The organism is Acinetobacter sp. ABJ_C4_1, from assembly GCF_044538495.1.
Lineage (GTDB): Bacteria > Pseudomonadota > Gammaproteobacteria > Pseudomonadales > Moraxellaceae > Acinetobacter > Acinetobacter nosocomialis_A.
On the sequence record NZ_JBIUCQ010000026.1, the window covers coordinates 1 to 13,063 of the forward strand.

The window sequence follows — 13,063 nt, forward strand, 5'->3', positions numbered from 1 at the left end:
CCCATTAAAAAAATAATTAAATAATAAATAAAAACAATAATTTAATTTCTTTAAATTAATTAAGTTTTACTAAAAAATTACAATTTTTAAAATTAAGTTATTCAATAATTAATATTGAATTTAAATGTTTAATATAAACTATTTTGTATGATAAATTAATTTCAAGAATTATCCATAAAAATGGAAATTCTATACATTACAAACAACTTACCAACTATAAGAATATTAAACACTACAAGGATTTTTAAAATATGAAGAGAAATTATTATATTTTAGGTACTCTTTTATGTGGTATGAGCTTAGCAACACATGCCGACTCATTACGAATAAGTGCCACGGAGTTTGCAAAAGACCCAGCCAAAGTAAGCGCATTACAAAAAGGGTTGGAAAAAATGAGGGCAAATAATAATGCTCCCCTTTTATCAGCGGAGTTTCGTACAAGTTTTAATTACTGGGCCAATACACATGGCTATTTTGGTACAGGTACACATGCAACAGACAAAGATTATTATGTTAATCAATACCGTATGCCACAGTGTTTAGAGATATATAGTAAAGCTGTATGTGATAGTTACTATAAACATATTCAAAATTCCACAGTTCCAAACGATGGTTTTACCGATGAAGTTTGGGGTACATGCCAACATGGCAATCTAAATTTCTTACCTTGGCACCGTATGATGCTTTACTTTTATGAGCGAACAGTACGTAAATATGTTGGGCAAGATTACTCTCTTCCTTATTGGGATTATTACCAAGAAAAAGCTGCCAATGGTAAAGGCTTAGCACTCCCTCAATTGGTTCGTGGTAAACAGGCTGGTACTTTATATGACCAATTCCGTACACCGGGTTTAAATGCAAATATCAGCGCCATAGATCCAGATAATGCCAGCGCTGCTCAAGCATTTAAATGGGATAACTTCACAGACTTCTCTAACCAATTACAGTCTCAACCCCATGGGGTCATGCACTGTGCAGTCGGTAAAAACTGTGTGCTACCAGATATGGGATTTGTACCTATTGCAGGCTTAGACCCCGTATTTTATATGCATCATGCAAATATCGACCGCTTATGGCAATGCTGGTTAAATAAAAAAGCAAATGGGCAACCGATTACGCTTGAATGGGCCAAGAAAAACTTAGGTATGCCAAATAGCTGGTATGACACTCGATATACCTTTGCAGATGAAAACGGCAACAAAGTTACCATGACCATTGCTGATGTATTCACCCCCGGTAAAATTCCAGTGCGGTATACCAATGAAAATGCTTGTAAAGTTGAAGCTACTGTCATGAGTAGTAAAGGTGCTGAAAAAGCAAACCTATTTAAAATGAATCATAAACCAGTCAGCAGTAATAAAAGCATTAAACTTATGGGTGTAACTCAAAAAGTAGCTTTAGCCCCTCAAACTGCAAGTTTCCTAGAGAACTCCAGTCAACTTACTCAAACAAAGCTCTCATCAGGACAAACCTATTTGATCTTAGATAATGTCCAAATGATTGGTAATCCAAATCTAACTTATAAGATTTATCTATCTCCAAAAAATAAACCTGACCAAAAAATTTATGTTGCCACAATTAACTACTTCGGTGTGTTAGACCATGACCACGGCGGACATCCGGGTCATATTGGTCAATTGGTCTATCAAGTTAGTGATCAAGTTAAGCAATTAGGCATGGCTGCTGAGGACTTAGAAGTTCAGTTTGTTGCTACTGATTTAACACTTGATCAAGTGAAGGAAAAAGTAAGCTCTCAAGGCTTGAGTATTTCTCAAGTTCGCTTAGAAACTACAAAATAATAATTAAGGAGAGGCCTGATTTTTCAGGCCTATATTCATTATGAAAATAACTCATTTAATATTATGCACGCCTCTAACTTTGGTTTCCGGATATGCGTCGGCGAATGATTCTTCTGAACGCGTACTAGAAGACCCACCCCATATGAATGTTACGCGTAAACACGTCGCTTTACTCGCCGTACCCAACCCAACGACTGCATCAACAAATGCACCGCAAATGCAATCTTCAAATGAAGCCTTATTTACTTGGGAACTTAAAAAAACTAAAAATAAACTCTGGAACCCAGCCACAAAAAGTTACGACACAGTCATTTTACGAAGTTACCAAGGCACAGATACTCAGCCCAATACGCCATATATTGCACCGACCATTGAAGTCTTTCCCGGTGAAACCATACGGGCAAATCTAGATAATCAACTGGATATAGACCCGATTACTCACCAGAAACCCACTAAGGACTTAAGCTGTACCAGTGATCATACTGATGTGAATAAACCACATTGTTTTGATGGTACGAACATGCACACTCATGGTTTATGGATTAACCCGGCGGGAAATAGTGATAACGTTTTAGTTTCGATTAATCCGGGTGTTAATTTCCAATATGAATACAATATACCGCCTGACCATCCGACCGGAACGTTTTGGTATCATCCGCATCGACATGGTTCGACCGCAATTCAAGTCGCGAGTGGTATGGCGGGAGCTTTAGTTATACGCGGATATCGACAGCCCACCCTGAATAAAACAGGTGATCTCGATTTACTCACCTATGGCTTTAAAGAAAGAACGCTGGTTTTCCAGCAAATTCAATATGCTTGTTATGATGCTAACGGAAACATCGAAACTGATAGCAATGGCAGCTATATTTGCCCAAACAATCAAATTGGTGAAATTAGAGATTATCAGGGCTTTGGCCCCGGTGAGTGGGGAAAATCAGGACGCTATACGAGCATTAATGGTGAAGTTCAACCTTTCATTACCCAAGCTGTAGCTGGGCAAGTCGAACGTTGGAGAATAGTCCATGCAGGTATACGCGACAGCATTAACCTGAGCATTCGCCAAATGCAAAATATTCCTTCCCGACTCGATTTAACACCAATGGGTGAAAAGAAATTATTAAGCGAAAGCTGTACAGGACCAATTGTAAGTCAGCATCTTATTGCAGCAGATGGCTTAACCCTCAAACAGGTTATGGACAAAACAGTCACCGTTTTTCAACCAGGTTACCGTTACGACGCATTAATGCAATTTCCTCAAGAAGGTCGTTATTGCTTAATTGATGAAGCAGCGTCTGCTTCTGCTAACGTGGACCGTGCATTTTCAGAGAGACATTTACTGGGCATTATTCAAGTCGATAAAGCCACTTCAGCACCTCAGTCTTTAACAATGGCGTTAAGCAATAATGCAAAACAAAATATTGCGCCAGATATGCTTCCCGCGGTACTTCAAGATTTACAACAAAATCTAAAACTTAGCCATTTTGTTCCTCATCAGGACTTACCAGCTACACCGTATAAACAATTTTTAGAATTTAATATTGATACAAATGCTGATCCAGTTCAGTTTCAGGTCAATGGAAAGCCGTATCAACCAGACCGAATTGATCGTACGCTCGAGTTAGGTAAAACCGATGAATGGATACTTACCTCTAAATTGGCCAGCCATCCTTTCCACATTCACGTAAATCCTTTTCAGGTCGTAGCCGTGTATGACCCTAATGGAAAAGATGTCAGTGATATCAACGCCGTTGATGACTACGACAAATCGACTACTCCTGATCCACAATACCGTGGTCTCAAAGGTACATGGAAAGACACCATTTGGGTTAAAAATGTAAAAGGAGCCAGTTATAAAGTTGTTGTAAGAACTAAATACGAACGCTACATCGGTGACTTTGTATTGCACTGTCATATTTTAGATCATGAAGATCAAGGCATGATGCAAAACATTCGGATTAGCCTTCCAGATGGAAATGGTGGCATCACACAAGGACATCACTAATCCTAAGATTTTATCTTTAGACCTAATGAAAAGGCCGCTTCGCGCGGCCTTAGCTTTATCAGTTTTATGTAGAACTCTTATTTTCTTGATAATTGATATGCTTTAAAAATAAATCGACAGCATATTCAACCCAAACACTAATTTGTTGGTCTGATATTAAATACTCAGGATGAGTTAAACATTTTAGATGAGCATCACTTCTTAACAGTGATAAAAAGATATTCGCCGCAACTTCCGAAGAAGACGTTAATTTAATTTCTCCTTGTTGAACAAATTTATCAAGATAACCCGCAATCATATTTGCCAACCGTTGTGGCCCCACTTCAAAGAACTTTTCAGATAACTCAGGAAACCTTACTGCTTCTGCAATACAAACCCTAAAAAATGCCAAACCTGAATGCGACAAAATAAAACACAGATAGGTTTTCCCAATTTCAGTTAAAGCTGAACGTAAATTTTTAGTTTTTGTCTCGACCGACATAATTTGTTTTTGCATGTTGGAACATTGACGTTCAATAACCGCTGCAAACATTGCTTCTTTATTTTTAAAACAACCGTACATGGTGGCTTTTGAAACACCTGCTTCTTTTTGAATCATATCTGTGGTTGTGCCACTAAAACCGTGGATCAGAAAAAACTTTGTTGCTGCATCCAGAATTTTTTGATCTTTCTCATTGGCTTTAATGCAATCTGACATAAGAACCTACAAACATATTTAGCAATTTCATGATTAGTGTAACTCATCGAAAAGTTCAAAATCGAGAATTGACGTAAATTTAATAAGATAGTAGAGTACCGATCGGTACAGTTGAGCTCAATAACTGCTCTATGCAACGAGTTCATTTTAAAATTTAAGGTAAAAGATGAATATACGACCACTCATCGGTTTGGCGGGTGCAATATTTGCAGCAATGACCGTCGAATTTAATAACCGAATTACCAGCATTACCTTGGTCGATATTCGCGGTGCAATGGGCATTAGTGTCGATTCAGGTTATTGGGTCAGCAGCATTTATGCCAGTGCCATGATTATTGGAATGATTCTGTCTACCAGTTGGGCCGTTATTTTTTCCATACGTAGAGTCCTTCTTTTTGCCATCGGACTTTGCCTCATCTCTAGCGTTTTAATTCCTTTTAGCCCCAATATTGAAATATTTTATTTATTACGAGGCTTACAAGGTATCGCCAATGGTTTAACCATTCCTTTACTCATGGCCTGTGCACTTAGATTTCTAGGGCCAGAAATCCGTTTATGGGGTTTGGCCTGCTATGCACTAACAGCGACGTTTTTTCCCAACTTAAGTGCTGCACTTGCTGCTTTTTATTTAGATGTGATTGGTTGGAAAATGATATTTTTCCAAACCATTCCTTTTTGTGCGTTAAGTGCTGCACTGGTTTACTTTGGTATTCCGCAAGATCCACCAAATTATTCAAGAATAAAAACTTACGATTGGACTGGCGCGATTCTAGCCATTATTGGTTTGGCAGGCTTAAGTACCATGCTTTTACATGGCAATCATTTAGACTGGTTCCATTCAAAATTGATTTGTGTTTTGGCTTTAATCAGTGCCATTACCCTACCTTTATTTTTAATACATGAATGGCGCTATCCAACGCCATTAATTAAACCGCAAATGCTCGAAATACGAAACTTTGCTTACGCTGTTATTGCCCTGTTTTGCTTTGTAATTATTGGTATGTCGACCAGTACATTACCCCTTAATTACTTAAGCGCTGTACATGGTTATAAGCCAACTCAAACCATGTGGATTGGTTTACAAATAGCGGCTCTGCAATTTATCTATATTCCAATTGTCATTAAGGTTTTAAACCAAGCTTGGGTCGACAGCCGTTATGTACATGGGTTTGGTTTACTTCTGGTGATGGCTGGCTGCTTAGGTGCAAGCCAACTGGATACCACTTGGAATCAAGATCAGTTTTATTTTTGGCATGCCATTTCATGTTTAGGCCAAACCTGTGTGGTGCTGTCATTGCTCATGATGGGTACAAACAGTGTCCATCCTACTATGGCAATTTACGCCTCACCAATGATTAATACTCCGCGTGCTATTAGCGGTGTACTGGGTGTGTGCATATTGGATTGGGTCAATCGAGTACGTGGTGAATACCATTCAACACGGCTGATTGAAAATACAGCCCAACATATTTTTCAAAATATTCAAGGCCCTGTGATTAACCCACTTACCCCGCCTGTGCTTACCGCAAATGGTACCGAGCGTATTTCAGGCGGTTTATCTGCCTTAAATTCTGCTATTCAGGCACAACAATCTGTGCTGGTCATTAGTGACCAATATCTGATTTTAGCTGGACTTACCGCAATTTTATTTATCGTTATGCTGATTTTACCCGTTAGAACTTATCCACCACGCATTGCTCTCATTAAGTTAATGAATAGTCATAACTCAGGAAAATCTTTATGAGTACTCTCGAAGCCCAAGATCACTCCACGACCGAGTCACCCAAGTTAACAAAGGTGCAATATCTTAAAAAACACTGGGTTATGGTTATTGCATTTATTATCGTTCTAGTTTCCATTTTATGGATTTTAAAACTTATATTTTTACCGTCTTCAGTGGTTAAAACTGACGATGCACGGGTGGATGTCGAGTACTCAACCATTGCCCCTAAAGTCTCTGGAAATATCGAAGAAATTTATATTAAAGATCACCAGACCGTAAAAAAAGGCCAGCTTTTAGCGCGTATTGACCCACGCGATTATCAAGCCGCTTTGGCTGAAGCAGAATCTAATTATGCTAAAGCACAAGCCGACCTAAATGAAGCAATGCTAGCGGTAGAAAGACAGCCCACTGTTATTCGAGAAACGGAAGCACAGCTTAGAAAAGTTGAAGCCGGAATTAAACTTACTAAAGATAATACAGCACGTTATGAGCAGTTACAGGCACTCGGTGCGGAGTCTAGATTAATTACGCAGCAGTCAAAAACTACGTTAACCGAGCAATATGCTGACTTAGACAGCAGTAAAGAAAAAGTCACTGATGCACAGTATCAGCTCAACCAATATAAAATTCAGGTTCAAGCCAAACAAGCTGCTTTAAAACAAGCCCAAGCGGCACTTGATAAAGCAAAACTGAATTTGAGCTATACAGAAATTCGTGCGCCTATTGATGGCATGATTGGGCAAAAGTCTGCAAATGTAGGCAACTTTGTAGGCGCAGGTAATCCACTCATGGTGGTTGTACCTTTAGATCAGGTTTATGTAGAAGCAAACTTCCGTGAAATTGAGTTAAAGCAAATTAAAATTGGGCAACCTGTCACTGTGTATGTCGATGCTTATAATGTTGAGTTAAAAGGTGTAGTAGATAGCTTCTCTCCTTCTACTGGCGCATTTTTCTCACCAATTTCAGCAACGAATGCGACAGGTAACTTTACCAAGATCGTTCAGCGTCTACCTTTACGAATCAAGCTTATTGAAAATCAACTGGATATTAAGTTGTTGCGCCCTGGTCTATCTGTTGTAGTTTCTGTGGATACGACTAAAAAGTAAATTTGAGAATGCTGGGATAATTAAGAAAAAAGAGACTATTCAATGGTCTCTTTTTGATTTATAACAAATATATAGACGCTAAGATGGATCAATATTTTCCTATTTTTATATGAAAACTATAAGTTTGTCTGTCTTTACTCCAACAAAAAAGCCCATCTTCCGATGAGCTTTTTATTTAATTATGGCTATTAATATGTATTAAACTTTAAATTCTGCTATTACAAAGTTTTTTACTATTTCATCAAAATTTGGTTTCAGAAGAGTTGGCTTGCTATCTTTTATAGTTTTATACCAATAACTCGCTGCAACTCCCATGCTAATCAGAGCTAACAATTTCATTGCTCACCTCACTTATTGGGAAGATTGAAACTTAACGTATCATTCGCGTTTGTAGCGTTCCAACTCGTTTTAGGGAGGTTTCTGTATATTTTTTAAGCAATGTGTAAGAAAAAAGTCTCGTCTTGGAAGCTTTCTCTATTTCAATAATAATCAGTATTCAATAAATTGATGTAATGAATTTATAGAATGCACAAAGTTATCTTCTTCAAATATTTTTCATTTTGATTGCACGGTAACAAGTATCACAAAATAAACTTAAAATTTGAATTGAGTCTCATTTTTCCATTGCTGCCTCTTATATCATTTATCAAAATAAAGGTTTTCAAATATTAATAATTTTTAGACATGACAAATCAAGTTACTGTATATACAGAATTGTTAAATCAAATCAACTTACCCCCTGAAGTAACAAGTTTATTAATTAATCTTTTTGTAATCCTCACTCTTTTAACAATGACTACTACGGCCTTAGAAAAACTTGGAATATTGAAATTATTCTCTAAATTCTTTATTAAACCAGATACTACTGAACATGAACTTAAAGCCTTAGATGAGATCACAAAGTTTGAAAAATTTAATTCTAGTTCGTTTACAAACCAACCTTATGCAGAGGCTGCATATCATAATAAAGAGATTGCACTTTTAAATAATTATTATAAGAGCAAAGTGAAAGACAGACTTGCATTAAGATATATGTTCACACGTGCAGATAATAAAAGAGCTTTCAGATTATATTCTGATACTAAAACTTCAATATTTTTAAAACAATTTGGTGAAGTTTACGTCTTACGTTGGTGGGTAAGTAAATGGTGGGTTTATCCACTTGCAGTAGTTTGGTTAATTTTTTATCTATATGTTGCAATTTCACTTTTATATAGTTTTTTAGAATCACCTGCTTTTCAGAACTCTCAATTGATCGGAGTGTTCTATTACTTCTTGATAGTCGCACTATCTTTGGGTGTTGGTTGGCTTACAAGTCCTTTAATTTGGCCACTACAAGCAAAAATTTTTGCTGGGCTAAAGAAATATAATCCTCCGCAAAATCCATGAAAATGAATAATTATTTTTAAATAACCACATACGGAGACAATAATTGAAACCCGCTATTGTTATCGGCAACGTGACTGACCACGGTGGAATGGTCAGTACTGGCGATAATACATATTTAATTGATGGTAAAGCAGCTCATCTGGAAGGAATGACTCACTTCTGTCCCAAGTGCAAAGTTACGGTTACTGCTCTCTCAAGCAGTCCGCTTGTAGTTATTAATGGTCGGTCGATAATTGTCGCTGGTGATAAGGCTAGTTGCGGAGCTACCTTTTTACCAAGCCAAAGTTTGTGGGTGCGTAATCAAGATAGTTCAAGCGGATCTGGAAGTTCCTCTACAAACAATAGTTTTGTTCAAAATACAGAAAAAGAAAACAGTGTAATTTTTCAGTTTAATGACCCCAAAACTGGTAAACCATTGCCCGATTTTCCATATGAACTGACTCTTCCAACTGGTGAAAAAATTCAAGGTAAAACAAATAATGCTGGAAAGACTGAACTTACAGTTACAGGGGTTAAACCTGAACAAGTCAAAATCGAAACCTTAGATCTTTCAGAACCAATGCCACCTCTGGAGTAAGAATTATGGGTAATCAACCAATTACTAAAAATATTCCCCCTAATAGCAAAGCTTGGGATGGTTATCCTTCTAAAGTTGAAAGCTGTAATGTTCCTAAACCATTTTGCTATTTACAATTTGATCGCCCACTTGCAATGCCTTACACCTTTATGATGTCTGCACAACAGTGGGAATATGTAGAAAAAAGAAATAAGTTAGAGTTTTTATTAGCTGTTAGATTTGGCATGGAATACGATATTGCTAAATTAAATGAGGATGTTTTGATCTCTACAGGTTTCCATACGGGCATGTATGTTAAGTTTCAAAACTATTTAAGGAAACACTATCAAAAAGATGCTGTTGTATTAATGGGTGTTTTTCAAAGTAATGCTTTTACCACAAGATTTGGAACAACTTTTGCGATTGAAGATTTAATAGGCCTAAAAGGTGCTATTGATGATTTGAGGATAGACGATATCATGACTGGGGCACATATGATTTCACGAAGAAATGGTCATGCTACACAAATTAATAGAAAGATGTATCGACAAAACTTTAACCAAGACTACAATCCAACTATGTTAAAGACCTTAGCTGCTCAAGGGTTGTATCCTGATGAAATCGAAGGAATCTTCTAGAATGAAGAAATATTTATTAATTTGCCTTTTACCTATTTTTACTACTGCTTGTAGCGCCAAACCAACCCCACAAGAAGAACTAGATATTCAAGCTACCTTTTTGCCTACTGTATTCAATCTTGATGCCGGTACTTATGCTTTAGCACAGAAAGAAGCTCCTACTGCTTTAACTAAACAATTGTATGATGATGCTTTATTTAAGCTTGGTTTATTAAAGAGATATGATGACCAAGCAAGTGAAAATTTCAAGCTTGAAAAAACTGTAGAGCCAATAAAATTAAATACCTTATGTTTAATGATTAAGTTTGTTAATAACCCAACTTATATAAAAGCTGTAAAGCATAGTATTGAGCAAGAGCCTGATTTAAATAAATGGCTCAAAGAAAAACAACCAGAATGGCAAGAAGCTTTGAAGAAAGAGGACAAGGAAATTTTTGATCATGCTTGTTTATAAAAAGTAGATTTCTAAAGAAAAGAAGCGTAACTACTAGTTATTCTTCTTTATATTACTTACCATTAGTTGTTTGACAATAAACTGCTAAAGTTAGTTACATACTTTTGCCACTTTTAAAAAGTCTTTTGTATTATAAAACATACTAATTTCTCCCCATTTTACGTTATCTTTCTCTCTATAAATTATATCTTTAACAACAATGCCATCAGAGTTAATGACAGCATCCGCTACCAATGCCGCTTGCTGAGTATTACAGTTTATTTTCATTTTAATAAATCTTTTACCTAGCCAAGTGGAACGACCATTGGGCTTCATAACTCCAGTAAACATCATAGAAATTATGGGGTACCCATCACTGTAATGTTCACGTACACCCGGTCTAACATACGTGGCATCCGAATTGTTTTTGGTTAAAAATATCCATGTAATATCATTTTCGATAATATTTTTTTCTTCAGCTTTATTTATCGAAAGATAAGTTGCAATAGATTCATTCTTAACATGGTGTGGGACAAGATCTGTTTTGAGATGAGCTACTTCTCTACTGTCTTTTTTTAAATTCTCATCTACAGTTAGTTTTGGAACTTCATATTGATTGCTAGAGGATGACTGATCATAGATTGTATTTGGTTGAGAGTAATTATAAGGATAACTACCACTTGAAGATGCAGTTTTTGCACCTACCTTTCCATTATATGGATTAACGTTACCAACTGTACTCCAATTATTATAAAGTTTTCCATCTGGGTTAGAACGGATATGTGGACTTACATAGGTTCCATTTTTGCGATAATATCCCCGTACTGCTACACCTGCATGGACAAAAGATATATAGAAATTGCTAGCGAGAAGTAAACAGACAAATGTAAAAGTAGTTTTAATTCTCATACTAGTATTCATGAATATTCCATTTATTTAAAAAATTTATTTATTATTACCTAATCTATCATTAACTATAATAGAATTAACTAAATATTCCTAAATATAACTCGATTGGAATTATTTTTTATATTTATTTCGATATTAGGTATAAATATTAAAGGTATCAAATCATAATACCTACATGAAATTTTCTTAAATGCTTTCAATGAAATCTTTAAAAGTCGTTGCCGCAGTTATCTGGCACCAGAATAAAATTTTATGTGCCCTTAAAGGTGAGCATAAGTATCCTTATATATCAAATAAGTATGAATTTCCGGGTGGCAAAGTCGAAGCTGATGAAACACTTGAACAAGCTTTAGTCCGAGAAATTAAAGAAGAGCTCAACCTTGATATTGATGTTACTGGATATTTATTAACTGTAGAGCACTCCTACCCTAACTTTAATATCGAACTAGCCACTTTTATGTGTGTAACTACGACTATTGAAGAATTAGCTTTAAGTGAGCACCAAGATGTACAATGGCGCACTATCGATGAATTAGAACAGCTTGACTGGGCTGCTGCTGATATTCCCATCGTGAAATACTTACTTGATAATAAGACTGCAGTATGTTGAAAGATTTTAAGCAACTAAAACCAGGTACCATTTTAAATAACGCGGAATTATGCGAATTCTTCCTTTGTTCATCTCAGGGCGGAATGCGTCGATCCCATAAGACAAATACCCTTATCATTGTTTCAAACCATGTTGAATCTATTTATGAAGATCAATGGATTGGCGATGAGCTACATTACACGGGTATGGGCCAAGTAGGTGACCAGGGATTAATAAGTCAAAATAGAACACTAGCTGAAAGTCATACTAACGGCGTGTCTGTTCATCTTTTTGAAGTATTTGTCGATAAAGAATATATCTATCAAGGTCCAGTTACTCTCGTAGCAGATCCATATCAAAAGATTCAACCTGATGCTAATAAGCAAGATCGACTAGTCTGGATATTCCCGGTTAAATTGTCTGATTCAAATACGGCGATTAGCGTAGAGACCATAGAGCGAACTAGTCAGAAAAAGCAACGCAAGTATAAGAAGAAATCAATTGAGCAATTGATGGCAGATGCTCATGCTACTGCACAAACGCAAGTTAGCTATCGTAATATTAAAACGAAATACTTTATTCGTTCCATTGCAATTGCAGAGCTTGCAAAACGTTTAGCAAATGGCATTTGTCAACTCTGTGAACAACCAGCCCCTTTTAAAGACAAAAAAGGTGAGCCTTACCTGGAAACGCACCATATTGAATGGTTAGCACACGGTGGATCAGATACCGTCGAAAATACAGTAGCGCTTTGTCCGAATTGCCATAAGAAAATGCATGTAGTGAATGCTGAGACGGATAGAGAAAGACTTTTAAAAATTAATGAAAAAAATCAATGATACTTTATTTTTCATACTGGTAAATTTTATATGGCTGTAAAAAAAAATATTTTTATTGATATAACTTTTCTAATAACTTTTATGACTTTTTTTGTATATACATCAGGAAATGCATATATTGGTGGTTTTACTAGATATTTCGGATATAAAGAAGGAGCTTTAGGTTTAACTCTTCAAGAATATTTTATGTTTGGAGGCTTAAATGGTCTTTCTGGTATTTTTTTAATTTTCTTTTCACTTTTATGCATTTCTTTAATAAATGTACTTTGTGATAAAAATATTCATATAAGTATGATTAAAGGAGCACTGTATGCAATCTTATTTCCTTTTTTGTTTACATACAATTGGGTTAAGCACTACTCTATTATTCCACCTAAAAT

13 protein-coding genes and 1 pseudogene are annotated in these 13,063 nt (G+C 36.1%); 11 read left to right on the forward strand and 3 right to left on the reverse strand.

Going from position 1 to position 13,063, the window contains the following annotated elements:
- Window positions 1–251 precede the first annotated feature (251 nt).
- Together ACIF8R_RS18210 and ACIF8R_RS18215 are read left to right on the forward strand one after the other, a co-directional pair.
- Window positions 252–1,799 (forward strand): tyrosinase family protein, encoded by a 1,548-nt coding sequence (locus ACIF8R_RS18210; RefSeq protein ID WP_396482441.1) that lies wholly within the window; start codon window positions 252–254, stop codon window positions 1,797–1,799.
- 40 nt (window positions 1,800–1,839) lie between these two features.
- Window positions 1,840–3,804, forward strand: coding sequence for a multicopper oxidase family protein (locus tag ACIF8R_RS18215; protein ID WP_396482443.1), 1,965 nt, complete (start codon window positions 1,840–1,842; stop codon window positions 3,802–3,804).
- A gap of 64 nt (window positions 3,805–3,868) precedes the next feature.
- Here the strand turns inward: ACIF8R_RS18215 and ACIF8R_RS18220 are convergent, their stop codons facing one another.
- Window positions 3,869–4,501 carry a TetR/AcrR family transcriptional regulator gene (locus tag ACIF8R_RS18220; protein ID WP_396482445.1) on the reverse strand — a complete coding sequence of 211 codons (633 nt, stop codon included), beginning with the start codon at window positions 4,499–4,501 and terminating at the stop codon, window positions 3,869–3,871.
- Window positions 4,502–4,667: 166 nt separating this feature from the next.
- On the opposite strand from ACIF8R_RS18220, the gene ACIF8R_RS18225 reads away from it, so the two are divergent.
- On the forward strand, window positions 4,668–6,245 hold the full coding sequence (locus ACIF8R_RS18225; RefSeq protein ID WP_396482447.1) for an MFS transporter: 1,578 nt from the start codon (window positions 4,668–4,670) through the stop codon (window positions 6,243–6,245).
- The gene (locus tag ACIF8R_RS18230; protein ID WP_396482449.1) at window positions 6,242–7,330 is read left to right on the forward strand and encodes an HlyD family secretion protein; all 1,089 of its coding nucleotides are present in this window, start codon (window positions 6,242–6,244) and stop codon (window positions 7,328–7,330) included. The genes ACIF8R_RS18225 and ACIF8R_RS18230 overlap by 4 nt, the downstream gene beginning before the upstream one ends.
- A gap of 198 nt (window positions 7,331–7,528) precedes the next feature.
- Here the strand turns inward: ACIF8R_RS18230 and ACIF8R_RS18235 are convergent, their stop codons facing one another.
- Window positions 7,529–7,669: a hypothetical protein gene (locus ACIF8R_RS18235; RefSeq protein ID WP_016654037.1), complete on the reverse strand. Its 141-nt coding sequence runs from the start codon at window positions 7,667–7,669 to the stop codon at window positions 7,529–7,531.
- 345 nt (window positions 7,670–8,014) lie between these two features.
- On the opposite strand from ACIF8R_RS18235, the gene ACIF8R_RS18240 reads away from it, so the two are divergent.
- Genes ACIF8R_RS18240 through ACIF8R_RS18255 form a run of 4 tightly spaced genes read left to right on the forward strand, consistent with a single transcriptional unit; the run spans window position 8,015 to window position 10,367 of the window.
- On the forward strand, window positions 8,015–8,719 hold the full coding sequence (locus tag ACIF8R_RS18240) for a hypothetical protein (protein ID WP_396482451.1): 705 nt from the start codon (window positions 8,015–8,017) through the stop codon (window positions 8,717–8,719).
- A gap of 43 nt (window positions 8,720–8,762) precedes the next feature.
- Window positions 8,763–9,296 (forward strand): PAAR domain-containing protein, encoded by a 534-nt coding sequence (locus tag ACIF8R_RS18245; protein WP_396482453.1) that lies wholly within the window; start codon window positions 8,763–8,765, stop codon window positions 9,294–9,296.
- Between the two features lie 5 nt (window positions 9,297–9,301).
- Complete coding sequence (locus ACIF8R_RS18250) at window positions 9,302–9,913, forward strand: hypothetical protein (RefSeq protein WP_396482455.1); 612 nt, start codon at window positions 9,302–9,304, stop codon at window positions 9,911–9,913.
- 1 nt (window position 9,914) lies between these two features.
- Window positions 9,915–10,367 (forward strand): hypothetical protein, encoded by a 453-nt coding sequence (locus ACIF8R_RS18255; RefSeq protein ID WP_396482457.1) that lies wholly within the window; start codon window positions 9,915–9,917, stop codon window positions 10,365–10,367.
- A gap of 90 nt (window positions 10,368–10,457) precedes the next feature.
- Here the strand turns inward: ACIF8R_RS18255 and ACIF8R_RS18260 are convergent, their stop codons facing one another.
- Window positions 10,458–11,267, reverse strand: a complete 810-nt coding sequence (locus ACIF8R_RS18260; protein ID WP_396482459.1) for a hypothetical protein — start codon at window positions 11,265–11,267, stop codon at window positions 10,458–10,460.
- Window positions 11,268–11,454: 187 nt separating this feature from the next.
- Here ACIF8R_RS18260 and ACIF8R_RS18265 point away from each other — a divergent pair, with 187 nt between their 5' ends.
- The 3 genes and pseudogenes from ACIF8R_RS18265 to ACIF8R_RS18275 form a co-directional block, all read left to right on the forward strand.
- Window positions 11,455–11,865: a (deoxy)nucleoside triphosphate pyrophosphohydrolase gene (locus ACIF8R_RS18265; protein ID WP_396482463.1), complete on the forward strand. Its 411-nt coding sequence runs from the start codon at window positions 11,455–11,457 to the stop codon at window positions 11,863–11,865.
- Entirely contained in the window at window positions 11,859–12,683 is an 825-nt protein-coding gene (locus ACIF8R_RS18270) for an HNH endonuclease (protein WP_396482461.1), read from the forward strand. Before ACIF8R_RS18265 ends, ACIF8R_RS18270 begins: the two co-directional genes overlap by 7 nt.
- A 30-nt stretch (window positions 12,684–12,713) precedes the next feature.
- Window positions 12,714–13,063 (forward strand): annotated as a pseudogene (locus tag ACIF8R_RS18275) (hypothetical protein); the annotation flags it as partial.